22 protein-coding genes and 1 pseudogene are annotated in these 24,386 nt (G+C 36.5%); 1 reads left to right on the plus strand and 22 read right to left on the minus strand.

Annotated elements, in window-relative coordinates; all coding sequences use genetic code 11:
- From carA to fabG, 18 genes and pseudogenes are all read right to left on the minus strand, one after another.
- Nucleotides 1-1,125 (minus strand): glutamine-hydrolyzing carbamoyl-phosphate synthase small subunit, encoded by a 1,125-nt coding sequence (carA, locus tag BZK16_RS00840; RefSeq protein ID WP_077927011.1) that lies wholly within the window; start codon nt 1,123-1,125, stop codon nt 1-3.
- Nucleotides 1,126-1,462: 337 nt separating this feature from the next.
- Complete coding sequence (gene oppF, locus BZK16_RS00845; protein ID WP_077927012.1) at nt 1,463-2,452, minus strand: murein tripeptide/oligopeptide ABC transporter ATP binding protein OppF; 990 nt, start codon at nt 2,450-2,452, stop codon at nt 1,463-1,465.
- Nucleotides 2,449-3,213: pseudogene (locus tag BZK16_RS00850) on the minus strand (oligopeptide/dipeptide ABC transporter ATP-binding protein); the annotation flags it as partial. The gene oppF and the pseudogene BZK16_RS00850, both read right to left, overlap by 4 nt.
- A complete protein-coding gene (locus BZK16_RS00855; RefSeq protein ID WP_408645553.1) occupies nt 3,209-3,787 on the minus strand; it encodes an ATP-binding cassette domain-containing protein in 579 nt (192 codons plus the stop codon). The gene BZK16_RS00855 and the pseudogene BZK16_RS00850, both read right to left, overlap by 5 nt.
- A gap of 5 nt (nt 3,788-3,792) precedes the next feature.
- Nucleotides 3,793-4,701 (minus strand): oligopeptide ABC transporter permease OppC, encoded by a 909-nt coding sequence (gene oppC / locus BZK16_RS00860; RefSeq protein ID WP_077927013.1) that lies wholly within the window; start codon nt 4,699-4,701, stop codon nt 3,793-3,795.
- Between the two features lie 9 nt (nt 4,702-4,710).
- Nucleotides 4,711-5,631 (minus strand): oligopeptide ABC transporter permease OppB, encoded by a 921-nt coding sequence (oppB, locus tag BZK16_RS00865; protein ID WP_077927014.1) that lies wholly within the window; start codon nt 5,629-5,631, stop codon nt 4,711-4,713.
- A 29-nt stretch (nt 5,632-5,660) separates the two neighbouring features.
- Complete coding sequence (locus BZK16_RS00870; protein ID WP_077927015.1) at nt 5,661-7,283, minus strand: ABC transporter substrate-binding protein; 1,623 nt, start codon at nt 7,281-7,283, stop codon at nt 5,661-5,663.
- Between the two features lie 23 nt (nt 7,284-7,306).
- Nucleotides 7,307-8,929: an ABC transporter substrate-binding protein gene (locus tag BZK16_RS00875; protein ID WP_077927016.1), complete on the minus strand. Its 1,623-nt coding sequence runs from the start codon at nt 8,927-8,929 to the stop codon at nt 7,307-7,309.
- Nucleotides 8,930-9,150: 221 nt separating this feature from the next.
- On the minus strand, nt 9,151-9,930 hold the full coding sequence (gene ygiD / locus BZK16_RS00880) for a 4,5-DOPA-extradiol-dioxygenase (RefSeq protein ID WP_233145139.1): 780 nt from the start codon (nt 9,928-9,930) through the stop codon (nt 9,151-9,153).
- Between the two features lie 145 nt (nt 9,931-10,075).
- Nucleotides 10,076-10,528, minus strand: coding sequence for a hypothetical protein (locus BZK16_RS00885; RefSeq protein ID WP_077927017.1), 453 nt, complete (start codon nt 10,526-10,528; stop codon nt 10,076-10,078).
- A gap of 12 nt (nt 10,529-10,540) precedes the next feature.
- Nucleotides 10,541-10,864, minus strand: coding sequence for a hypothetical protein (locus tag BZK16_RS00890; RefSeq protein WP_077927018.1), 324 nt, complete (start codon nt 10,862-10,864; stop codon nt 10,541-10,543).
- Nucleotides 10,865-11,786: 922 nt separating this feature from the next.
- Nucleotides 11,787-13,004 (minus strand): P-loop NTPase family protein, encoded by a 1,218-nt coding sequence (locus BZK16_RS00900; protein ID WP_233145140.1) that lies wholly within the window; start codon nt 13,002-13,004, stop codon nt 11,787-11,789.
- Between the two features lie 55 nt (nt 13,005-13,059).
- Nucleotides 13,060-13,404 carry a hypothetical protein gene (locus BZK16_RS00905; RefSeq protein WP_158076779.1) on the minus strand — a complete coding sequence of 115 codons (345 nt, stop codon included), beginning with the start codon at nt 13,402-13,404 and terminating at the stop codon, nt 13,060-13,062.
- Between the two features lie 209 nt (nt 13,405-13,613).
- Nucleotides 13,614-14,159 carry a cysteine hydrolase family protein gene (locus tag BZK16_RS00910; protein WP_077927021.1) on the minus strand — a complete coding sequence of 182 codons (546 nt, stop codon included), beginning with the start codon at nt 14,157-14,159 and terminating at the stop codon, nt 13,614-13,616.
- A 69-nt stretch (nt 14,160-14,228) separates the two neighbouring features.
- A complete protein-coding gene (locus tag BZK16_RS00915; RefSeq protein ID WP_077927022.1) occupies nt 14,229-14,609 on the minus strand; it encodes a hypothetical protein in 381 nt (126 codons plus the stop codon).
- A 68-nt stretch (nt 14,610-14,677) separates the two neighbouring features.
- A complete protein-coding gene (gene pepT, locus BZK16_RS00920; protein WP_077927023.1) occupies nt 14,678-15,916 on the minus strand; it encodes a peptidase T in 1,239 nt (412 codons plus the stop codon).
- Between the two features lie 15 nt (nt 15,917-15,931).
- Nucleotides 15,932-17,515, minus strand: a complete 1,584-nt coding sequence (locus BZK16_RS00925) for an AbgT family transporter (RefSeq protein ID WP_077927024.1) — start codon at nt 17,513-17,515, stop codon at nt 15,932-15,934.
- Nucleotides 17,516-17,757: 242 nt separating this feature from the next.
- A complete protein-coding gene (gene fabG, locus BZK16_RS00930; protein ID WP_077927025.1) occupies nt 17,758-18,513 on the minus strand; it encodes a 3-oxoacyl-ACP reductase FabG in 756 nt (251 codons plus the stop codon).
- Between the two features lie 235 nt (nt 18,514-18,748).
- Between fabG and BZK16_RS00935 the strand changes: the two genes are divergently transcribed.
- Entirely contained in the window at nt 18,749-19,972 is a 1,224-nt protein-coding gene (locus tag BZK16_RS00935; RefSeq protein ID WP_077927026.1) for a toxin-antitoxin system YwqK family antitoxin, read from the plus strand.
- A 64-nt stretch (nt 19,973-20,036) separates the two neighbouring features.
- On the opposite strand, the gene rluA is transcribed toward BZK16_RS00935, so the two are convergent.
- From rluA to BZK16_RS00955, 4 genes are all read right to left on the minus strand, one after another.
- Nucleotides 20,037-20,696: a bifunctional tRNA pseudouridine(32) synthase/23S rRNA pseudouridine(746) synthase RluA gene (gene rluA / locus BZK16_RS00940; RefSeq protein WP_077927027.1), complete on the minus strand. Its 660-nt coding sequence runs from the start codon at nt 20,694-20,696 to the stop codon at nt 20,037-20,039.
- A gap of 6 nt (nt 20,697-20,702) precedes the next feature.
- A complete protein-coding gene (gene rarD, locus BZK16_RS00945; protein ID WP_269845018.1) occupies nt 20,703-21,617 on the minus strand; it encodes an EamA family transporter RarD in 915 nt (304 codons plus the stop codon).
- Between the two features lie 24 nt (nt 21,618-21,641).
- Nucleotides 21,642-23,309, minus strand: a complete 1,668-nt coding sequence (locus tag BZK16_RS00950; RefSeq protein ID WP_077927028.1) for a Na+/H+ antiporter — start codon at nt 23,307-23,309, stop codon at nt 21,642-21,644.
- Nucleotides 23,310-23,485: 176 nt separating this feature from the next.
- Nucleotides 23,486-24,376, minus strand: coding sequence for a hypothetical protein (locus tag BZK16_RS00955; RefSeq protein ID WP_077927029.1), 891 nt, complete (start codon nt 24,374-24,376; stop codon nt 23,486-23,488).
- Nucleotides 24,377-24,386 lie beyond the last annotated feature (10 nt).

Below are 24,386 nucleotides of genomic sequence, written 5' to 3' on the forward strand. Positions count from 1 at the left end.
CTATTTAGCTTGCATGCTGTTGATGAATTGGTCGAATAAATAAGCCACATCATTCGGGCCTGCACTTGCTTCAGGATGGCCTTGGAAAGAAAATGCTACTTGATCTTTCAAACTAATACCTTGAATAGATTGATCAAACAATGATCTATGTGTTACTTCTACATTGCTTGGCAAACTTGATTCATTGATTTGGAAACCATGATTTTGCGTTGTAATCACAACTTTACTTGTTGCTAAATCTTGTACTGGGTGGTTTGCACCATGATGACCAAATGTCATCTTTTCAGTTTTCGCACCGACTGCTAAACCCAGCAATTGATGGCCTAAACAGATGCCAAATACAGGTTTTTTCGTTGCTAAAATCTCTTGAATCGCTTTAATTGCGTAATCACATGGTTCAGGATCTCCTGGGCCATTCGATAGAAATACGCCATCAGGATTCATTGCTAAAACTTCACTCGCTGGCGTTTGTGCTGGTACAACTGTTAAGCGACAACCACGCTCAGCCAACATACGCAAAATATTACGTTTCACACCAAAATCATAAGCCACAACATGCAAAGGCTGAGCGATATCTTTCTTAAAGCCTTCGCCTAAATGCCATTCACCTTCTGTCCAAGCGTATACTTTTTCACATGTCACTTCCTTTGCTAAATCTAAACCAGCCATGCTACCAAATGCTTTTGCATCCTCTTGTGCTCTAACAGTATCAACATTCTTGCCTGTGATGATGCAACCTGCTTGTGAACCTTTTTCTCTTAAAATTCTTGTTAATCTACGCGTATCAATATCCGCAATCGCAACCACATTGTGACGTTTTAGATAATCACCTAAACTTTCAGTACTTCGGAAGTTACTAGCAAGCAATGGCAAATCGCGAATAATTAAACCTGCTGCATAAACAGAATCTGATTCTTCATCTTCTCTATTGGTGCCTGTGTTGCCAATATGAGGATATGTTAATGTAATCATTTGTTTTGCATAGGATGGATCTGTCAAAATCTCTTGGTAGCCAGTCATTGAAGTGTTAAATACTACTTCACCGACCGTTTGTCCTTCTGCGCCGATGGCTGTGCCTTCAAACACACTTCCATCTGCTAAAACTAATACTGCTGGCATTGTCATTTCGTCTTTTTCCTATTAATTTCACTCGTCATTTTTTTTGGGCAAAAAAAAACACGTCCCCCTCAAAAGTGAGAGTTTTACGTGCTTTGTGACATAGCTTCTTCATGTCATAGAAGCGAGTTATGATAACGGCTCATTTTAATTTACACAATATTTTTTTATATTTAATATTGATTAATTGAAAAAATCGAACAAAAAATCATGTATAAAAACTGTGATTTATTTCCCATTTTTACAAAGTGTTAAGACCAAAAAATGCCCTGAAAAAATCAGGGCAAAATTTTTACAAAAAATTTTTAATATTGGAATTATTTAATCGCTTTATCGTTATATAAAATTAGTTTTCTATTAAGCAAGCTACTCGATGCGTTGAATTTGCATATAAAGATTGAAGATCAGGCTTCATTTCACTGCATTTTTCCATCACAGATGGGCAACGCGTTCTAAATACACAGCCAGATGGTGGATGAATGGGTGATGGCAAATCACCTTCTAAATATATAATTTCACTTACTTTAGCTAAATCAGGATCAGCAATCGGCACAGCACTCATCAAGGCTTTCGTGTAAGGATGTTTTGTGTTGTGATAAACATCATCTTTACTACCTTCTTCCACAACATTCCCCAAATACATCACCATAATTCGATCTGAAATGTGCTTCACAACCGCCAAATCATGAGCGATAAAAATTAGTGATAAATCCATCTCTTTTTGTAATTTTTTCAGTAGATTAATGACTTGTGCTTGAATGGAAACATCGAGTGCTGAAACTGGTTCGTCACAAATAATCACTTTGGGCTCCAAGATCAAAGCTCTTGCAACTCCAATTCTTTGGCACTGCCCACCTGAAAACTCATGGGGATAACGATTGATCAAATTGGGCAATAAACCAACTTTGGACATCATCGCTTCTACACGCTCTTTCACTTCACCTTTGGATAAATGCTTATGATGTGTTCGTAAAGGCTCTGCAATAATATCGCCCACTGTCATTCTCGGATTTAATGATGCCAATGGATCTTGAAAGATCATCTGCATATCTTTACGAACAGCATTCATCATTCGCTGATCATTAGGATTGATCTCTTTACCCATCCACACAACTTTACCATCTGTCGATGCGACTAAACCAATTAAAGCGCGTGCCAATGTGGATTTGCCACAGCCAGATTCACCAACAATCCCTAAAACCTCACCTTTTTTCAGTTGTAGGTTAACGCCATTGACGGCTTTCAATTGATGAGGCTTTTCCCAAAATTTCTGTTGTCGATCACGCACGGAGAAATAGACTTTCAAATCACTCACAACTAATAATTCATTGCTCATGCTCTCAACTCCTCCGCTTTTCTATAACATGCACGTAATTGATGCTCACCAAAATGATCTAGGCTTGGCGGCTTTGATAAACATGTTTCAACTGAAAATTCACACCTTGGTACAAATGGACAGCCTTTCGGCAAATGCAGTAAATTTGGGGGATTTCCCGGAATTGTATGCAATTCTTCTTTCGCATCATCCAAACTTGGAATGGCTTCTAATAAACCCAACGTATAAGGATGAGTTGGACGATAGAAAATATCTTGCACTGTGCCATATTCCATAGTGCGCCCGGCATACATCACAAGCACTTTGTCACAAACACTCGCAACTACGCCCAAATCATGGGTGATCATGATAATTGCTGTATTAAACTCTTGTTTTAATTCGTTCAACAAACCCATAATTTGAGCCTGAACTGTCACATCTAGCGCTGTTGTTGGCTCATCTGCAATTAATAATTTTGGCTGACACAGTAATGCCATTGCTATCATCACTCGCTGGCGCATGCCGCCTGAAAATTCATGAGGATACATGCCCATTCTTTTCCTAGCTTCTGGCATTTTAACTGCATCCAACATTCGTACAGATTCATTGAAAGCTTCTGCTTTAGACAAACCTTTATGATATTTCAAAACCTCCATCAACTGCTCACCCACTTTCAAGTAAGGATTCAGTGATGTCATAGGATCTTGGAAGATCATAGCGATCTCTTCAGCACGAATTTTATTGAGGGATTTCTCTTTTAAACCTAATAATTCTCGATCATTCAATAATGNTCACATCTAGCGCTGTTGTTGGCTCATCTGCAATTAATAATTTTGGCTGACACAGTAATGCCATTGCTATCATCACTCGCTGGCGCATGCCGCCTGAAAATTCATGAGGATACATGCCCATTCTTTTCCTAGCTTCTGGCATTTTAACTGCATCCAACATTCGTACAGATTCATTGAAAGCTTCTGCTTTAGACAAACCTTTATGATATTTCAAAACCTCCATCAACTGCTCACCCACTTTCAAGTAAGGATTCAGTGATGTCATAGGATCTTGGAAGATCATAGCGATCTCTTCAGCACGAATTTTATTGAGGGATTTCTCTTTTAAACCTAATAATTCTCGATCATTCAATAATGCTGAGCCTGATGTTTGCCCATTTTTAGCCAATAATCCCATCAATGCAAAAGCTGTTTGTGATTTTCCTGAACCTGATTCTCCAACGATCCCCAATGTTTCACCGACATTTAAGGAAAAATTGAGTTCATTCACAGCGGTGACTAAACCTTCTGGAGTTTTAAATTGTACGGATAAATCTTTGACCGTTAATAAAGTTTTCGACATCATTCCTCCTAACGATCTTTCGGATCAAGTGCATCACGCAAACCATCACCAATAAAGTTAAAGCAAAAGAGTGTAATTGTAAGATAAGCTGCTGGGAAAATCAGTAGCCACGGCGCAACCTCCATAGATTTTGCACCATCATTCAATAATGATCCCCAACTGCTCATAGGTTCTTGTACACCCAATCCCAAAAAGCTTAAAAAGGATTCAAATAAGATCATGCTGGGCACTAAAAGCGATGCATAAACAACCACAACGCCTAACACATTTGGCACAATATGACGAAACACAATCGCCCAAGTTGGTACGCCCGCAACTTTAGCAGCATCAATGAACTCTTGATTCTTTAAACTCAAAGTTTGCCCACGCACAATCCTCGCCATATCTAGCCAAGACACCATGCCAATGGCTAAAAAGATTAAGAATAAATTTTGCCCAAAAAATGTCACCAATAAAATCACAAAGAATGTGAATGGAAAGGAGTTCAAAATTTCCAAAGCACGCATCATGATGGAATCGATTCTGCCACCTAAATAGCCTGATAAAGAGCCATAGAAAGTGCCCATCACAACTGCAACTAATGCCGCTGAAACCCCTACCATTAAGGAAATCCTACCGCCAACAGCGACGCGAACAAAAATATCGCGGCCATTAGAATCCGTACCAAAGTAATGCCCTTCTTCCATTTCTGGTGGATTAGACATCATTCCCCAATCTGTATGATCATAAGCATATTCAGACAATGATGGCGCAATACTCACAAATAGTGTGATCAATACTAAAACGAATAAACTTGCAACTGCGGCTTTATTGCGGATGAATCGACGTAGTGCATCCTGCCATAAGCTTCGCCCTTTAATTTCAAGGTTATCTGCCATTTCTGCAATGGCTCTGTTTTGTGCTTGAGTTAATTTCATCATAGCTCCTTAATAACGAATCTTAGGATCTAAGACGGCATATAAAATATCCACGATCGCATTGAATAGAATCGTTAATGTGCCCACCAAAATTGTCACGCTGAGCACTGTGGAATAATCACGATTCAATGCACCATCCACAAACAATGTGCCAATACCTGGCAAGCCAAAAATGGATTCGATCACTAAAGAACCTGTCACAATACCTACAAATGCTGGCCCTAAATAAGAAATTACAGGTAATAAAGCTGGGCGAAGTGCGTGCTTAAATACAATGATGCGTAAAGGTAAACCTTTCGCTTTTGCTGTGCGAATGAAATTAGAATGTAAAACTTCGATCATGGAACTGCGTGTGATACGCGCAATACTTGCGATATAAGATAGCGATAATGCCAACATTGGCAAAATCATGTATTGCCATTTACCATCAAACCAACCGCCTGCGGGCAACCATTTCAAAGTAATGGCAAAGATTAATACTAAAATTGGCGCAACCACAAAGCTTGGAATCACAACACCTGTCATGGCAAAACCCATCACAATATAATCCCACAAACTATTTTGTTTCAACGCTGCAAAAATTCCTGCACTCACGCCCATAATTAATGCAAAGATAAATGCAACCATACCTAGCTTTGCAGATGTTGGTAAATGGGTCGCCACTAAATCATTTACAGTATGATCACGATAACGGAATGATGGCCCTAAATCCCCCTGTAACAGTTGCTTTAAATAATCAAAATATTGCTCATACAATGGCGCATTCAGATTATATTTTGCTTCAATGTTTGCCAAAACTTCTGGTGGCAACATACGATCCCCTGTGAATGGGCTTCCCGGTGCTAATCTCATCATAAAAAATGAGATTGTAATCAAAATCAGCAATGTTGGAATCGCTTCCAACAATCGCCGAAAAATGAATCTTGTCATATTGTTTAAACCTTTAAAGCCTTTTGGGCTTATTTATCTTTAATATACAGATCTTTTGTATAGTAATAACCCAACTGATTTTTGCCTGTGTAACCGCCAACTGTTGGCTTCACTAAACGTAAATTTGCATAATAAAAAATTGGGATAATGACAGAATCTTGATCTAAAATTTGCTCTGCTTTTTGATATAAAGCTGCGCGTTCTTCATTGCTTTTGGCTTGTAATGTTTCTGCCATCACTGCATCAAACTTAGCACTTTTATAATGCACTGTATTGACGCTGCTATTGGATAACATCATATTCAAGAATGAAGAAGGCTCATTGTAATCCGCGCACCATGAAGCACGCACTAAATCATAATCACCTGAATGCCTGCTATCTGTATAAGTTTTCCATTCACGATTATCCAGTTTAAATTGCACACCAACGTTCTGCTTTAACATAGAACTTGAAGCGATTGCGAGCTTCTTATGTAGATCAGAAGTGTTGTATAAAAACTGAATGGTTAATGGATTTTTTTCATCATAACCTGCTTCTTTCAATAGCTCTTTGGCCTTCGTAATACGTTTTTCCATAGGCCAATCGAACCATTCAGGTTTAGTTACTTCAATGCCATCAATATATGTCGGTGTAAAACTATACGCAGGCCAATCACCTTGCGCTTTCACCAAGTTTGTAATAAGGTTTTGATCATAAGCAAGCTTCAATGCTTCACGCACGCGCTTATCAGTAAATGGCGCACGGCTATTATTAATCCCATAATAGTAAGTGCACAAATATGGCGTGATCTTCATTTCATCAGGGATTTCTTTTTGAAGCTTTTTGAATTGTTCAATGGGAATGCTTGCAGTGATATCAATTTCACCTGCTCGATAACGCTGTGCTTCTGTAATTTCTGAGCTAATGGGCAAGAATGTTACTTCATTAATGATAGTATTTTCATTATCCCAATAGTTTGGATTGCGATCTAACACAATGCGCTCATTCACTTGCCAATGTTTAAGTTTATAAGCACCATTGCCCACAAATTTACCGACATTTGTCCAATCTTTGGGATTCGCTTCCACTACTTTTTTAGGTACTGGCACCATTGCTGTATGTGCAAGAAGGTTCGGTAAATATGGAATCGCTTCTGTTAATGTGATTTCTAAAGTGAGATCATCCAATGCTTTCACACCCAATTCAGAAGATGGCTTCTCACCTTTAATGATCTCATCAATATTGGCAAACTTACCATATTGCAAATAGCTTTCATACGGTGATCCTGTGGATGGATCGGATAAACGTTTCCAAGCATATTCAAAATCATGTGCGGTTAAAGGATCACCATTCGACCACTTCAAATTAGGCTTTAACTTAAATTGCCATGTTTTAAAATCTTCATTCGTCCAACTTTCTGCAAGCCTTGGCTCCATTTCACCATCTTCATTGATGATGATTAAACCTTCAAACAGATCACGTGCTAAATGCGATTCTGCAACACCTTCGATTTTATGAGGATCTAAAGATTGTGGCTCTGTACCATTATTTCTTGTTAAAGTTTGTTGTTCTGCAAGCTTTGTGCCTTCAGGCACAACTGCTCCATTTGCGATGCTTAATCCGCCCACACCTAAAACTGTGCTGATTGCTAGCACTAATATTTTTTGATTCATAATTGAAATCTCACGTTATTTGTTTAGTGCTTAATGATGTACATGTCTTTAGTATAAAAATTGGCTAAAGGATCTTTGCCTGTGTAACCGCCAACATAAGGCTTCACCAATCTAGAGTTAACATAATAGTAAATCGGAATAATTGCACTATCTTTATCTAAAATTTGCTCCGCCTTTTGATAAGCTTTGGTGCGTTCTTCGAGTGTTTGAGCTGCAACACTTTCTGCAATCACACGATCAAACTCTTCGCTTTTATAGTGAGCAGTATTATTTGTACTGTGAGATAACATTGTATTTAAGAATGATGTTGGTTCGTTATAATCCGCGCACCAACCTGCACGTGCAACTTCATAATTCCCTTGCTGGCGACTATCTAAGAATGTTTTCCACTCCTGATTTTCCAACTGCATAATTGCGCCTGCATTTTGTTTCAATAAAGATGCTGAAGCAATGCCAACTTTTTTATGCCATTCCAATGAGTTATATAAGAATTTGAATTTTAATGGATTGGCTTTGTTATAACCTACTTCTTCCAATAACTTCACTGCCATCGCATTACGATCTTGCTGTGGTAATTTGAACCAATCTGGCTCAATCGCTTCCATGCCATTGATGAAGGGTGGCGTGAATCCGTACGCAGGATCTTGTCCTTGTGCCACAACTTTACGCGTAATGATGTCTCGATTCAGCGCAAGTTTTAAAGCTGTGCGCACACGAACATCATCAAATGGTGGCTTTTGGTTGTTCATTTCATAATAGTAAGTACACAAATATGGCGTGATCTTAACTTCATTCGGAATTTCTTTTTTCAAGCGCGGAAATAACTCAACAGGAATTGTATAAGTCATATCCACTTCGCCAGAGCGATAACGATTCAACGCAGAAGTTTCTGATGTTAATGCTAACAGTGAAACTTCATCAATCACTGTTTTTGCATTATCCCAGTAATTAGGATTGCGCTCTAATACAATGCGCTCATTGACCACCCAATCTTTAAGTTTGTAAGCACCATTGCCCACAAAATTTTTAGGATTCGTCCATTGGTTACCATATTTTTCAACGGTTGCTTGATGAACAGGCGCGAGCACAATATGGCTGATCAGTTTATCTAAATATGGAATGGATTCTGATAACGTCACTTCAAAAGTCTGATCATCCAATGCCTTAACACCCAAAGAATCTGAAGGTGCTTTACCATTCACAATGTCATCCACATTCACAACATGCGCATATTGCAGATAACTTGCATAAGGTGATGCTGTATCAGGATCCACTAAACGTTTCCATGAATAGACAAAGTCATTGGCAGTTAATGGCTCACCATTCGACCATTTTGCATCTTTACGAATTTTAAAGCGCCATACTTTGCCATCATCATTTTCCCAAGATTCAGCAACACCAGGAATGACATTGCCATCTAAATCTACAATGGTTAATCCTTCAAATTGATCACGTGCGATATTGGATTCTGGCACACCTTGAATTTTATGTGGATCCAAAGATTGAGGTTCAGCTTGATTATCTTTGACAAGTTTTTGCACTGGATGTAATTCAATGCCTGCTGGTACATCAGCTGCGAATGCTGTAGCACTCAAGACAAGACTTAAAGTGGTGGCAAGAATTGTCTGCTTTTTTAATGACTTCATAATCCCTCCAAAATTTTATTTTTATAAAAATATTTTCGGAGTTAATTAATCATGAAATATCAGTTAAATCAAATGAAATAATTTATTTAAGATATTGACAATATAAAAACAAGCATCTTAAAAAGAGGTATTTATGAAGTTTTTTTGTAGTATATTTTTATATTTAAGATCACAATAAAAACAGAGCCTTGATTAATATCAAGGCTCTGTTTCATTTTATATTAATGAATCTTACCCCAAATATAGCTTGTCATTGTGAGGGTTTCTAAAGTGACATCTTGGTTTATGATAGTTAATTCATCACTATCATCCGTTGCACCTAATGCTGATAAAAATGGGTAGAAATGATCTGGCATTGGCGCTGCCAATTTAAAATCAGGATGCGTTTTTTCTAAAGCAATCAACCCTGCGATATCACGCGCTTTGGTTAATTCTGCCACATCGTGATCAAAGTTCTTAGCCCAAGGTGTTGCTTGTGGTTGCATGATTCTACGTAAGTTATGAACGATATTCCCAGAAGCTATAATGAGGATATTTTTATCGCGCAATTGCTTGAGCTTCTGCCCTATTTCATAATGGTATTGGCTCGATTCATTGCGATTAATGCTCACTTGTAAAACAGGGATATTCGCATCAGGAAATAGATGAGAAAGCACCCCATAATTGCCATGATCATAGCCCCATTCATGATTGGGTTCAGCAATATGATCCAAAGATTCTAATGTTAAATCACGAATTGCTTCAGCATTGATGGCAGGATAAACATATTCATAAATCTCCACAGGGAAACCATACATATCGTAGATCATTTTAGGATTATGCTCTTCTGTCACAAACGTACCATCTGTATACCAATGGGCTGATAACATCACAATGCCATCCACTTTTCCGATCTTTTCACCTAAAGCTCGCCAGCTTTCTGTCCATTTATTTTTCTCAATGATATTCATCGGGCTACCATGACCAATGAATAAAACGGGCATTCTCTTTTGTTGTGTCATATTAATCTCCACACAATTCATTCATAATATATGAGATTAAGCATAGCTGAATTACAGACAAAATAAATAGGCATTTATGGAACGATCTTTTGCAATAGTGCATTTAATGAGAAGAATAGAATCAATATTAAACATACGATTAACTTTAATCCCAAAAGATATGACTTGCTTTGATGGCTTTTCCATCAGAAGTATCTTCATCATCAAACTGAATAAATAAATTTTGCCCTATACTAATTTGACACCAATCTTTCCAACTTCCAGTTACCAAATTTTCATAGTGTAAAAAGAAATCCTGACCAAAACTATCCTTACCAAACAAAAAACTAGGCTTATCTTTTGGGCGATGAATAACTCTTACCATTCTTCTACCATTTCCATGATCAATACTATCTATTAAAACATGAGAGTTTGTCATATCTTGTTGGAAAATATTATTTGGAATATTTAAAGCAGATAAAGAATCTATTAATTCTGACAACTCTGAAACATTCCCTCTTCTATCTCTTTGGTCTATTTCAAAAATATGATCAAATGCAAATTGTAGTAATTCTTGACACTGTTCTGGGAATTTTTGTGAATATATAGCTCTAGACAAGCAATATTCAATCTATTCAAATATTTTAATTGCCTGTTTATTTGCTATCCTAAAGTAACCATCTGTTCTAAACACATCTGATAGAATCTTAGAAGCACTTAATAATGCATCTACTGTTTCTTCTGGTTTTTCATCTACAGTCCCCTCAGATTTTCTTTTCCAAGCACCTGCACGAAAAGTTCCTAAAGTAGAACGATAAATACCCCCTTCTTTCCATTTTTTTGTTTTATCCAAGACAACATCATATTTTCCTAAATAAAGTAAAGCTAAAAAATAGCCCGTATAAATAGTTTTTCCAAATGGAATTATATTAGTATCTTCATTCGTCCATCCCATATCTATTAATTGTTCATATATATCTTTTGCCTTATCAAATTGATTAGTTGAATGGTATATAAATAATAAGCAACAGGATGATCCTTATTACATTTTATTGATCGTAAATACTGCTCTTCAGCAGATTTATAGTCTTTCAACACCTCAAAAACTCGACCAAATGCTCTGTGATACAAGTCATTATTCTCATAAATAAACTTTGCATCTTTCAGCTTTCTAAACAGACGTACAGCAATTTCAGTATTTTTAGCACTCTTTTTAATATTACTGTTTACTTCTGTAACCAATATTTTTAAATTATGATTTGTNGATGATCCTTATTACATTTTATTGATCGTAAATACTGCTCTTCAGCAGATTTATAGTCTTTCAACACCTCAAAAACTCGACCAAATGCTCTGTGATACAAGTCATTATTCTCATAAATAAACTTTGCATCTTTCAGCTTTCTAAACAGACGTACAGCAATTTCAGTATTTTTAGCACTCTTTTTAATATTACTGTTTACTTCTGTAACCAATATTTTTAAATTATGATTTGTATCATTAGATATATAATCTAGGTGCCATTCAGGCAAATCTTTATTGATCTGTCTGATATCAATCTCATTTGATAAATTACGTCTCTTCAAAATTAAATCTTGTACATCACTTCTTACTGTTATATTTTTAGGGGAAACTAGCAATAAGTCACGTACAGAATCACTTAACTTATATGATTCACCTTGCTCAGAGGATATTCTATTAATTAAACTTGTTCTTGATAACTCTCCTATAGCCCCTGAAATTTCATCTATAGATTTATTCAATAATTCACATAAAGAAAGCCTTGTTGAAATATCTTCTACAAAAATAGCTTCTAAAATAGCAATTGCATTATCACTTAGCACACTAATCAAGTTATTATAAGAAAACTCAGCTATTTATTTATTGGCTACATTGAGAGAACTAGGTATATCTTTGCCTGTAATAATCAAATCAATAGTTAGTCGAATTGCCAAAGGATTGTAAAAACAACCTTTAGTTAACTGCAAATAATTTTCTTCTTCTAATGATGGCATTCCGCTTTTTGTTAAATATAATCGGGCTAAATGAACAGCAGAATTTTCTTTTAGTGCTTCTAAACTTAAAATTGTTGCATTAGGAATGGAGATTCTACTTGTAATAAGCACTTGCCATGCTGGTGGTAATAAATAATTAAACTCTTCAAATATTTCTTGTTTTTCTCTTAATAATGTCTCCAAATTATCTATACATAACAAAATTTTTGAATCTTTTAACTTATCTACTGCTTCATCAAAATTAGTAAAATTTTCGTCATATATTAAATTAAGGGAATCTGTGATATTAGTTCTCAACTCATCTATTGTCTGAATTGAATCAAGGCTTACAACACCATTTGCAGTCAATTTTTCTGTTTTCATTGTAATAAAAACGACTGAATCTAGTATTTTGGAAAAGCTTGGTGTCGAAATAATTGTATTTAACAAATCCAAGGCCAGTGCTGTTTTTCCTGCCCCTCCAGGAGCAACTAAAGCTATAGTATTAATCCTAGGATTTGAAATATATTTTTTTAAATCGGTTAACTCTTTAGATCTACCAATCAAACCTGTTAATCCATGGTCAAAATGATCTGGCAAATTATTAGGTATCTGCCAAATTATCTTACTTACCCAGTCCTCTGGAGGATTGGTAATAATACCTTGCTCAATAAGTTCTAATGCATTCTTAACCTCATGTAGCCCTAAAATATCATTTACAGGATCACTTGCAACTGCTGCTACTCGATACCAATAACAATCCCAAAATGGTCTATTTGGATGAGAAATAGCATTACGTATCTCATATATATCCAAATGGTGAAATAAAGAATATAAATAGTTAATTGAATCAATTAAACTGCTATCTCTAGCAATATCTAAGGCAAAACCAAATAATTCATCTAAATATGTTGCCTCCACTACATCTTTAATGGAGTTTTTATTAAATATTCTCCCTTTATCTACTTCTCGTTGGTGAATATTTTCAAGATAATCTAAATTTAAAGTATTTACATCTCCATTATTTGATACAAAGCTACCTAATGCTTCCTCAATCTGATGTAATAACATGGTCGTTTTACGCTTACTAACTGTGCTCAATGCAATTCTCCATCATTTATTTAGTAATATTAATTAATATCAATATTATTATTTTTTATAAAAAATTAATATTATTAATAATACATTCAATATCCCAATTATCCAATGCTTCAATCCAACTGATCTTATATTGAATGGTTTCTGTACCTGTTTCAGCAATCGAAACTGAGCCTTGGCAAATTCTAATATATTGTTCTGTATCCACGATAATTTGCTTAATATTTTTCATATCGATAAATTCATAGCCATTCGATTCAACAATATTTTTTAAGTTCCACATGACATATTGATCCGCACAAGATGGCAATTTTGCGTATGCTTCTTCCACTAAATAAGTAACACCTGTACCAACAATCATCAATACAATCCATAAACCTAAAAAATACTGTTTTTCTCCCACAAATCTAGATCTTAGAAACAAATATCTATCCCAAAGCTCAACAAAAGAATAACGATGATGCTGATGCAATAACCTTGGCTGGTTTTTACCGCTTTACCATTTGATTCACTCAAACTACTCTCCTTATTTATTCATTATTAGCGCAATACACTACCTGATATTCATCCATAAAAAAACCCAGCAATGCTGGGTTTCATCAACTCAATAATCTATTGAGCAAAGTTAAAATCATCTGTTGTCACAACTTGTGAAAACGCAGCACCTAGCACATGATTATGATGCTGAATAATAGATTCAGCAGTTAATCCATTACCATCTACAGTTGTATGTGCATCTGCAATCAATGTTGTTTGAATACCCTTTTCAAAAGCAACACGACAAGTTGTATCAATACAGAAATCAGTTTTCATACCAGTGATCACTAATTCAGTAACATTTAACTCAGCCAATACATCTAATAATCTTGTTTGATAAAAACAGCTTGGTTTAGTCTTTTCCAAAACAATGTCTTTATCACGATTAATCTCTAATTCAGGAATAATCTGAGTTAATGCACTATCAGGCGCAATCGGAGAACCTTCTGGTCCAACATGTCTAAAAAAGATGATTGGAATATTTTGTGTTCGAGCTTTATTCATGGTCGTTTGGATATTGGTCAAAATGGTTTCTTTCAAATAGGGTGTTTGATTTGAATGAAATAAACCATTTTGCATATCAATGATAAGAAGTGCTTGTTTCTTATTCAGCTCCGACATAAATAAACCCTCTGTGTTAATGGATTTATTACAATACTCTAAATTAATTTAAGAAAAAAGATGTTTGATTCATTTATCATCGTATTCTAAATCATCTTCATGAACATTGATGAAATCAGGTTCAGGATCAACAATAAATTGCAGAGTTTGAATGGTGTCTTGCCCAAGCATTTTCGCTTTCGCAACTCTGTGCATGCCATCCATCATTCTGCCTTCGGAACATAAAATGACTGGATAACTCAAATCAGCTTCTTGAATCAAAATAAAATGATCAATCAAATCCTGCGTTGTAGGCTGTTGATTGGGATACCAATAAGCTTCATTCAACTCTTTAATATCAGATAAGTGAACTTCTTTCACAGCTAAATTTTGAGAAAGCTCAACTAGCTTATGAACATCCCAAATATAAGTATCCTCACCTTTTTGCCTAAAATGATATTGTTTACGCATAATTTCCTCAAAATAAAACCCAGCCGATAGACTGGGTTTATATCATGTTTCAGTAAAACAAGATTTATTTACTTTTGATGTTTACCTGCTAATTCACAGATTTTCACTGTTACATTAAAGCTCTTTTCAAATGCCGAGATTGGTAAAAACTCAAAGCGAGAATGGAAGTTCAAAGCACCTGTGAAATAGTTTGGCGTGAAAATTCCACGAGTAGATAATGCAGAGCCATCTGTACCACCACGCATAGGAATCACATTTGGCTCAATCGATAATTCAGTAAATGATGCAAACAATAAATCCAATGCAGTGCGATCTTCACCCAATGAATCAGCAATGTTGCTATAAACATCTGTCACTGTATAGCTGATTTTCGCACGAGGATGACGTGCTTGAATCAATGCTACAGCTTCACCAATGTATTTCTTACGTGCTTCATAGCTTTGCTTATCGAAATCACGGATGTTGATTTTCATCGTTGCATCGTTTTGTGTGCCATTAATTGCATTGATCCAGAAATAGCCTTCACGATTTTCTGTGTGCTCTGGCGCATCTAAGCGATCAAAGCAGCCCATCAAATCTTGTGCAACACGCAATGGGTTCACCAATACATTTTTTGCAGACATTGGATGCGCTGTTACGCCTTGGATTTTGATTTCAACAGAAGCTGCATTGAATGTTTCATAAACCACTTCGCCTTCAGCACAGCAATCGATTGTGTAAGCAAAATCAACTTTAAAGCGATCCAAATCCATCACTTTTGCACCACGTAAACCAATTTCTTCATCAGGTACAAATGCCACATAGATATCGCCACAAGCGATTTCATTAGATTGAAGTTTATCCATCAACTCCATCACACATGTTACAGCTGCTTTGTTATCTGCACCTAAAACGCTTGTGCCATCACTGAAAATAATATCTTCATTGATATAAGGTTCAGCTTCAGGATGTTCACTACGCTTAAACCAAACATCCGCATCTTTATTTAAGCATAAATCTTTGCCTTCATACTTCAATACTTGAGGGAAAATGTTTGGTGATAAACCAACATCCACTGTATCTACGTGCGTGATGAAACCAATCGTTGGCGCATTTGACATTGTGCCTTTACGGAATGCAGTCAAAACACCATGTTCATCAATATGAATGTCAGCTAAACCATAGCCTTTCAATTCTTCAGCCAATAGTTTCACCATATTCCATTGACTTGGTGTCGATGGTACAGTTGGTGAAGCAGCACAGCTTTGGCTTTCTACTGCTAAATATCTAAAGAATCTTGTTGTTAGTTGTTGACCTAAAGTGGACACGTCAATACTCCTAATTTACGGTGCGACAGAATTAATCACAGGAATTGTATATGTGCTTTCAAATCCTAATGGAATATTTAACCACCAGAAAATATACAATGTTGCTGTTAATACGATGAATAAGCCAACTGTATATGGCAACATCATTGAGCACAATGTACCAACACCTGTTTTACTATAGTAACGGCAGCAATACATAATGATCAACGGATAGAATGGGAACATTGGTGTACTTACGTTCACAGCTGAGTCACTGATTCTGAACGCTGCTTGTGTTAATTCAGGAGAAATACCAACAGCCATCAACATTGGTACCAAAACCGGTGCCATAATCGCCCATTTAGATGTTGCTGATGTGATTAAGATATTCACTAAGCCAACCAATATGATCACTAAGAAAATTGTCATTTCTGATGGAATTTTCAATGTCGTCAATGCATCTGCACCTGCTAATGCAATCAATTTACCGATATTAGAATGATCAAATGAATATAAGAATTGTGCTGCAAAGAATGCAAATACGATGAAAGGAATCAACGATTTTGTAATCTCTTCCATTGCACCAATCACATCTTTAGATGATTTGAATGAACCTGTGATGTAACCATAGATCATCCCTGGAATTGCAAAGAACATGAAGATCAATGGCACGATCATTTTCATGATGCCAGCTTGTGAACTTGTCATACTGCCATCTGGCGCACGCATTGGTGATTGTTCTGGAATCAATAACACTACCAATAATACGATCAAAGCTAAAATTGATAAACCTGCCCATTTGAAGCCTTTATTTTCAATTGGCTGAATTACTGATAATTCATTCGCTTCATCATCTGACAATTGTTGATCCACAGGGCAGTTTTTATTCAACCAAGGTTCAACGATTTTCTCTGTCACATACCAACACATTGCGATAACACCAATTGTACTACCTAAGCTTAAGAAGTAGTTACACAATACGTTCACAACGTAGCTTGGGTCCATAATGTGCGCAGCTTTTTGTGTAAAACCTTGCATGATTGGATCAATTTTTGATGGTGTGAAACTTGCACTGAAACCACCTGCTAAACCTGCAAATGCTGTCGCAACACCTGCTAAAGGATGACGGCCCATTGCATAGAACATCAATGCTGCAACTGGCATCAAGATCACATAAGCAGAATCTGATACTAAGTGAGCAATGATAGAAACCAAGACAACTGTTGGTGTTAAAAATTTAGGAGAGATTAAGCCCAATAGTTTTTTCAAAGCAGTTTTAACAAAACCACTTTTTTCAGCGATACCAATACCAAATGTTGCAACAATCGTAATGCCTAATGGTGGGAAACTCATGAAGTTGTTCACAGATGAAATGATGAACGTCACAATTTCATTGTAGTTGAACATATTAATGACTTCGATTTTCTTAGGTGCTTCACCTGCAATTTGTGCAGGTAAGAAGTAATTGAAATCAACAAATGATAGTAAGAAAGATAACACCCAACAGATCATGAGTGCATAAACAAAAAGCATTGTAACGCTTGGCATTGTATTACCAAAACGTTCAACAGCGTTTAAAAAGCCTTTTTTCTTCTGTGGCTCAGCTGCAGTTGTTCCCATATAAATCCCTACATAAAAAATAACAAATCACATACAAACTTGAGGGACGATAATATACCTTAACGAACAACACAAAATGTTTTTTCACAACAATTAAAAAAATTATTTCAAAAACACTAAAATTATTAGAATATTTTTATTAAAAGACAATTGAGCTGTAATGCTTTTGAAGCCTTTCTAGAAAGAAAAAAGGCTAATTATCAAATTGATAATTAGCCAAGAAGGATAATAGTTTGAAACTTTTACAACAATGCTTCAGGTGACTCTGGTAGGATTTGTCCACCATCCACTATAATGGTTTGTCCCGTGATGAATTTCGCTTCTTTTGATGCCAAAAACGCCGCAGCATAACCAATATCTTTTGGCTCACCCAATGTATATGTTGGGATCGTTGCCTTCATTTGATTCAAGTAGGTTTCACCTTGTGCAGCCAAACCTTCCGTTAAAATATTGCCTGGCATTACAGCATTCACTGTAATTCCAAAACGTGCGTATTCTAATGATGCACTACGCATAAAACCTAATTGTGCAGCTTTTGATGCACCATAATGGCTCCAACCTGGGAAGCCTGTGATTGCGCCTGTGATTGATGATGTAATCACAACGCGACCATAATTTTGCTTCTGCATCTGTTTCAGAGCTGCCTGCACAACAAAGAACATCCCTTTCACATTCACCGTTTGCATCAAGTCCCAATCTGCTTCTGTCATTTTTTCCAATGTTGCTTGTGGAAAAATACCTGTGTTGGAACATACAACATCCAAACGACCATATTTTGCAACGATGCCATCAATGCCAGCTTGTACACAGGATTGCTTTGTTACATCCATTGTGATGAATTCACCATTAATGGATTTTGCAGTTGCTTCACCTGCAGATTGATCAATATCTGCAATGATAACTTTTGCACCCGCTTCAGCCAAAGCTTCCGCAATACCTTTACCAATTCCTTTTGCGCCACCTGTTACTAAAGCGATCTGATCTTTCAATTGAAACATAGATTCTCCTTATGGATATAACTTGCGAACAATAACATCGGATTATTATAAGAAATATTCTTACAATAATCCATTATTTATTATTTTTATCAAAATATATAATTTTTCATAATGATTATTTACTGCAATCGCAACATAGCACAGAATCCAAAAGAGTTTCCTATGAATCACACACCATTTTGCGGTAAACTGTTTAGCATTAATTTATAACTAATCTATCGTTTAAGGAAAGATCATGAGCTACAAGAAAATATCTCTTTCAGTTGCAGCAAGCTTAATTCTTGGAACGTTCGCATCAGCCCAAACAGCATCACAGTCATCTTCTGAATTTGCGCCTAATTCAATCATTGCTTACTTCTCTGAAGATGGTGCGTTATTGCCAACACGCAATGGCAGTGAATATTATCGCTATTTCAAAGACATCGTGAGTGGCTGCTATTTGGTACAAGATTTTTATAGCACCAATGATCAAAAACAAACTGATCCTGTTTGCTTCACTGATCCAACAGAATTGCAATCATGGTTCCCACAAAGCATGCAAGGACCATTAATTTTCTGGGACATTCAAGGCAATAAAATGCAAGAAGGCTACAGCCAACAAGATGGCGGTGCTTCTGGTCATTGGAAAACTTGGGACGCTCAAGGCAATATGAGCAATTATGAACTCATCAACGGTGAAGTTGTTGCATCTTACTTTGACTCAGAAGGTAATCGCCAAGCAATGCCAGTTGCAGGTGGTACATTCAGAACAATCTTAGATCAAGATCCTGAAACAGGTGAATATTTAGTGGCTGACTACTTCACAGATAGTCGCACTCGCCAAATGGATCCTGTCATTATTAAGCGTGAAGATTTATTGAGCTGGGATATCCAATATCGTAATGGCACTTATACTTACTATAACGATGAAGGTGATTTAACTACTCTTGAACAATACAATGATGGCAAATTAAATGGCACAGTGACCAATTGGTACGATGGCATTTACCCTGCACAGAAATTTGATGAAATGCATTTCACAGATGGCCAGCAAGATGGATTATACGTTCGTTGGTATGCTAATGGTTATCCGAAAATTAAAGTATCACTTGCGAATAATGACATTGCTTCAATGGAATGTTGGAATGATGAATTTGAAGCATTAAATTCAGAACAATGCCCTGCTTTATTCGATGAATATTCTTATGATGCAACGGATGCGGTACCTGCACTAGAAGAAAATGGGACAGAAACAGCACCTATTGAAATCATCATACCTGAGCATGAAACCTATATTGATGAAAATGGTGATGAACTGGAGATCGAAGCCGCTACTGATACTGAAGCTTCAGGTGATAAGGCAACTGTAATTTTTCCACAAGATGAAGAAGTTGATTTTGCTATTGAGCAGGAACAAGAGCCTGAAACTGAAGGTAAAAAGCTTTTAAAATCCATTAAAAATATTATGAATGCTCTATAAGAGTTTATTTATATCACTCCCAATGGGAGTGATATAAAGTCAGAAAAAATATCTTTAATCAGGATTATGAAAAATTAGGTGGCTGTTGAAACAGCTGCCTTTTTTTTGTCATAGGATGCGTGAAAGCTAATTCAGCTGCATGTAGGTATAAACGATCTTTGCCTTTTAAAGCTTCATCATGTGCGTAGAATCGATCACCTAAAATAGGATGACCAATACTCATCATATGCACACGTAATTGGTGTGATCGACCTGTCACAGGAATCAGTTCAATCAAAGTATTACCTTCATCATCTTCATTTAATACTTTGTAATGCGTAAGTGCATCTTTCCCATATTCATACGAAACCATCTGTTTTGGTCGATTTGGCCAATCACAAATTAATGGAAAATCAATACTTCCCTCTTTTTGCTCTAGAATGCCAAAAACTTTAGCAATGTATTTTTTATCTGTTTCACGCTCACGAAATTGGCGTTTTAATTCACGTTCAGCTTCAATATGCAGTACAACCACCATTAATCCACTTGTGGCTAAATCCAAGCGATGAACGGTTTCTGCATCGGGAAATTCCCATTGCACACGCGTTAAAATACTATCCCACAATTCAGCGGGCTTGCCAGGCACAGACAATAAATCATGTGGCTTATTCACCACCATAATGTCTTTATCTTGATATAGAACATCCAACCAAGGTGAAATGGCTGGATCGTAGTAGTAATCCATAATCTTCTAATCTTTAGCTTGCATCGATAACAAACGCACTTGAGTTTGATATTTACGATATTCAGAGATAATGAAAATCACAACGGCAATCCATACAATCACAAAGCCCATCAATCGCATAAAGTCCACATGATCATTGAAGAAAATCACACCATTGATCATCTGTAATGTTGGCGAGACAAACTGCACAATGCCAATTAAGGATAATGGAATCTTTTTCGCACCTTCTGAAAATAGTAATAATGGAATCGTGGTCACAGCGCCCGATAATAATAGCAATACCAATGGCAATGTTGGCAATTCTGTAAATACTAATGTGCCTTGGCTGAATTCATACATTAAATAAATGCTGGCAAATGGCAACATAAAAAAGGTTTCAAACGCGATGCTTGGCAATGTTTTCACAGGATAAGCTTTTTTCAACAATCCATAAAATGAGAATGTTACAGCTAATCCCAATGCCACATAAGGAATGGTTTTACCCACAATCGTGAGCCAAACAATGCCAATAATCGCAATGCCCACAGCCAAAGATTGAGAATAAGATAATCGCTCTTTTAAAATCAATCGCCCTAAGAAAATACTAAATAATGGCGTAATAAAATACCCCAAACTTGCATCTACAACGCGATTTGCTGTAATCGCCCACAAATATGTTAACCAGTTAAAGAACAGTAATTGCGAAGTAATGAACAACACTAAAACTGTTTTACGTTGCTTCAATACGGCAAGAATGGATTTCCATTCCCTTAATAAAGTTAAGACTAGCACAACAAAAACCACAGACCATAAAATACGCTGTGACATTAGCTGTGTGGAACCTAACATTTTCAGTGAATACCAATACAGTGGAAAATTTCCCCACATGAGATAACACGCTAAGGTATAAAAAATACCTTTTTTATATTCACTTTGATTCACATTGACCAACCTAATTGTTAAATTTTAACTCTGTTTTTCACGACCCGCTAAGATCGTCTCTAGAAGATCGAGATCATATCGCAATTTATTAGCAGTTTCTTCACTAATTTGTCGTGTTGATTTTAATCTCATCAATTCAGCGCGCTCAGCTCGAATCGCTGCCAAACGGAAGCGTAATTCTAATAAATCATAATACTCAGTTTCAGCATCAGAAATCCCTAAAGATTGACGAATACCACGCGCCACATGATTATGAATATCTGTAATATGTTGCGGATCAAGCTTCAATTCATTGTTGCTGACTAAGCGTGTTTCCAAAATTTGCATGCTAGATAAAGCCACTTGTTGCATCGCAGCTTTCGCAACTTTAATCTCCTGCTCAATTTCATCATTATCTAAGGTAAAACCTTTCAACAACAATGGCAAAATAAACACCGCCACCAACAAAGAAAGAATGATTACACCGATGGCAATGAAGATTACTTGATAACGCGCAGGCACAGAAACAAATGTCGGTGATGTACTAATGTATAACGGAATAGATAAAGCAGCAGCCAATGTTACAGCACCACGAACACCCGCAAATGTCATCACTACTAGTTCTTTTGTGCTGAAATGTTCAAAAACTAAGCCTTTTTTTAGATGCAATATTTTGCGCAAATGCTTCATGGCAACTAACCATAAGAATCGCACAAACATCAACATGCCATAAATGATGAAAATATCAGAAACTAAACTGAATAAATCTATGCCATTATCACTGGCAACACGCTCAATTGAATATTCAATGATGCCCGGAATTTGTAAACCTAACATTAAGAACACTATGCCGTTCAATAGATATTCTAAAACCGTCCAAATACTATTCGCCTGAAAGCGCATTGAAATGGAAACTGTGCTCATTGTATTACTGTAAGTGACAGTCATCCCAGCAACTACAGCTGCTAAAATGCCTGATGCTCCTAAATGTTCAGCCACGACATAAACCAAGAATGGCAATAGCAGTAAGAAGATCATCTGAATGGCAGTTTCATCACCTTTCAATTTCGTTAAGATACGAACTAAACGTACATAAAACCATGTCACGCCAAAGCCAATTAAAACGCCGCCACCTGCCATCAATACAAAGTTCACGCCCATTTCAGCGTAATCTTTACTGGTTTTAAATACCATTGTGCCCATGATAATGGCAACTGCGTATTTTAATGAAACTAAGGCTGAAGCATCATTCAGCAATGCTTCCCCTTCTAAAACTTTACTCATTTTTTTAGGCAATCGACCTTTGCCTACAATGCCTGACAATGCCACAGCATCCGTTGGCGATAAAACTGCTGCCAATGCAAAGGCAACCGCTAATGGAATGTCTGGCATCAATGTTGGAATGAATAAACCCAACCCCACAACCGTTGCAAAAACTAAAAATAGCGCAAGGCTAATGATTTCCCAACGAGATCCCATAAATTCATGAAATGGCATTCTGCGACCATCTGCGAATAATAATGGTGGGATGAATAAAAATAGGAAAAGATCAGGATCAAATTCCACATGCAATCCAAATGATGGAAATGCAATGGCTGCGCCAAGAATAATTTGTAAGAGTGGTAAAGGTACTTTGAAAGGCAATAAGCGTCTAATTACATCTGATAGAGACACCATTGTGATTAAGATTAATATTATATAGAAGGTCTTCATTGGGCCGTTTTATGTCCGAGTGATCGTAGTAAAAACAAAGGATTTATGAATACTATTTCATAAATCCTTCCAATTATAAGATATATGCGAAATTTATGAGCAAATTATGTCAACAAATTATTATTTGAATCAATGTTATTCGCTCAAAGCACAAAGCTCAGTTCAAATTTATTAAACTATTTTATATAGTTAAGTGAACTTTCTAAAGTTTGTGTGGTTAAGAAAAATTTTGCATCGTGAGAAACAAATTCTGAGAATTGAATGCCATGATCTGTTAACAATAATTTTAAACGCTTTAATGTTTGCTTATAGAAAACATAATCATTTTCACCGCCACCAAAGATTTCTGTATAGATATCTTTCGCTGGCACAATGAATACCACTTCCTGCCCATTCCACAATACCAAATGACCACTGCCCAATACTTGGAATGTTGAACCCATATCAAAAATAATATGCTTCATCACTTCCCATAAAGGTTCTAAGTTAATTTGAATTAACTGCGTTGCGTAGAAACTGCTGATATCGCTCAAGGTGATCATGTGCATGTGGGCAATTTTGCATTGCAATGCACTTTCGATCATTGGGCTTAGGACTTCAGTCACAATTCCTTCTTGAGAAATTGTTTGCTCAATATTATCCGCCAATGCTTGATTCGCTTCATTTTTTGGCAACACCAACAATGCTGGGAAAATATATAAAGGATCAGGTGATTGAGTATCTTTATTGAATGCATTCACAGAAAACTCACCATCTTTTGCAGTGATTGTCACAATGGATGGTTCAAAGTTATTCGGTCTAAAGTTAATTTTAGACACTTCTGTCATCTCATGGTAGATCGGGAATTTCGGGCGCATGATCTGCGCCACTTGGTAGCCTGCACCCACGAATACAACGCCCGCATCAGATAACGCTGGGTATAATTGCTGAAGTGATGCTGTCACTTTACGGCTCATTTCTTCAGCTGTCTCTTTATCCAAATATGTTTGTAAGCCTGAGCTCAACTCTGATAATTGCATCATTACAGCAAAATCTAAGTACATTAATTCAGGTTGAGTAGTATTCATGGATGGCTCC

This window comes from Wohlfahrtiimonas populi, assembly GCF_002006795.1.
GTDB classification, from domain to species: Bacteria; Pseudomonadota; Gammaproteobacteria; order Cardiobacteriales; family Wohlfahrtiimonadaceae; genus Wohlfahrtiimonas; species Wohlfahrtiimonas populi.

Excerpts from the sequence above, each read along its gene's own strand:
- oppF (WP_077927012.1), bottom strand. The coding sequence starts at position 2,452 with ATGAGCAATGAATTATTAGTTGTGAGTGATTTGAAAGTCTATTTCTCC.
- carA (WP_077927011.1), bottom strand. The coding sequence starts at position 1,125 with ATGACAATGCCAGCAGTATTAGTTTTAGCAGATGGAAGTGTGTTTGAA.
- BZK16_RS00935 (WP_077927026.1), top strand. The coding sequence starts at position 18,749 with ATGAGCTACAAGAAAATATCTCTTTCAGTTGCAGCAAGCTTAATTCTT.
- oppC (WP_077927013.1), bottom strand. The coding sequence starts at position 4,701 with ATGAAATTAACTCAAGCACAAAACAGAGCCATTGCAGAAATGGCAGAT.
- BZK16_RS00955 (WP_077927029.1), bottom strand. The coding sequence starts at position 24,376 with ATGAATACTACTCAACCTGAATTAATGTACTTAGATTTTGCTGTAATG.
- BZK16_RS00890 (WP_077927018.1), bottom strand. The coding sequence starts at position 10,864 with ATGGGATGGACGAATGAAGATACTAATATAATTCCATTTGGAAAAACT.
- ygiD (WP_233145139.1), bottom strand. The coding sequence starts at position 9,930 with ATGACACAACAAAAGAGAATGCCCGTTTTATTCATTGGTCATGGTAGC.
- fabG (WP_077927025.1), bottom strand. The coding sequence starts at position 18,513 with ATGTTTCAATTGAAAGATCAGATCGCTTTAGTAACAGGTGGCGCAAAA.
- BZK16_RS00870 (WP_077927015.1), bottom strand. The coding sequence starts at position 7,283 with ATGAATCAAAAAATATTAGTGCTAGCAATCAGCACAGTTTTAGGTGTG.
- BZK16_RS00875 (WP_077927016.1), bottom strand. The coding sequence starts at position 8,929 with ATGAAGTCATTAAAAAAGCAGACAATTCTTGCCACCACTTTAAGTCTT.
- BZK16_RS00915 (WP_077927022.1), bottom strand. The coding sequence starts at position 14,609 with ATGCGTAAACAATATCATTTTAGGCAAAAAGGTGAGGATACTTATATT.
- BZK16_RS00950 (WP_077927028.1), bottom strand. The coding sequence starts at position 23,309 with ATGAAGACCTTCTATATAATATTAATCTTAATCACAATGGTGTCTCTA.
- BZK16_RS00910 (WP_077927021.1), bottom strand. The coding sequence starts at position 14,159 with ATGTCGGAGCTGAATAAGAAACAAGCACTTCTTATCATTGATATGCAA.
- BZK16_RS00925 (WP_077927024.1), bottom strand. The coding sequence starts at position 17,515 with ATGGGAACAACTGCAGCTGAGCCACAGAAGAAAAAAGGCTTTTTAAAC.
- rluA (WP_077927027.1), bottom strand. The coding sequence starts at position 20,696 with ATGGATTACTACTACGATCCAGCCATTTCACCTTGGTTGGATGTTCTA.
- oppB (WP_077927014.1), bottom strand. The coding sequence starts at position 5,631 with ATGACAAGATTCATTTTTCGGCGATTGTTGGAAGCGATTCCAACATTG.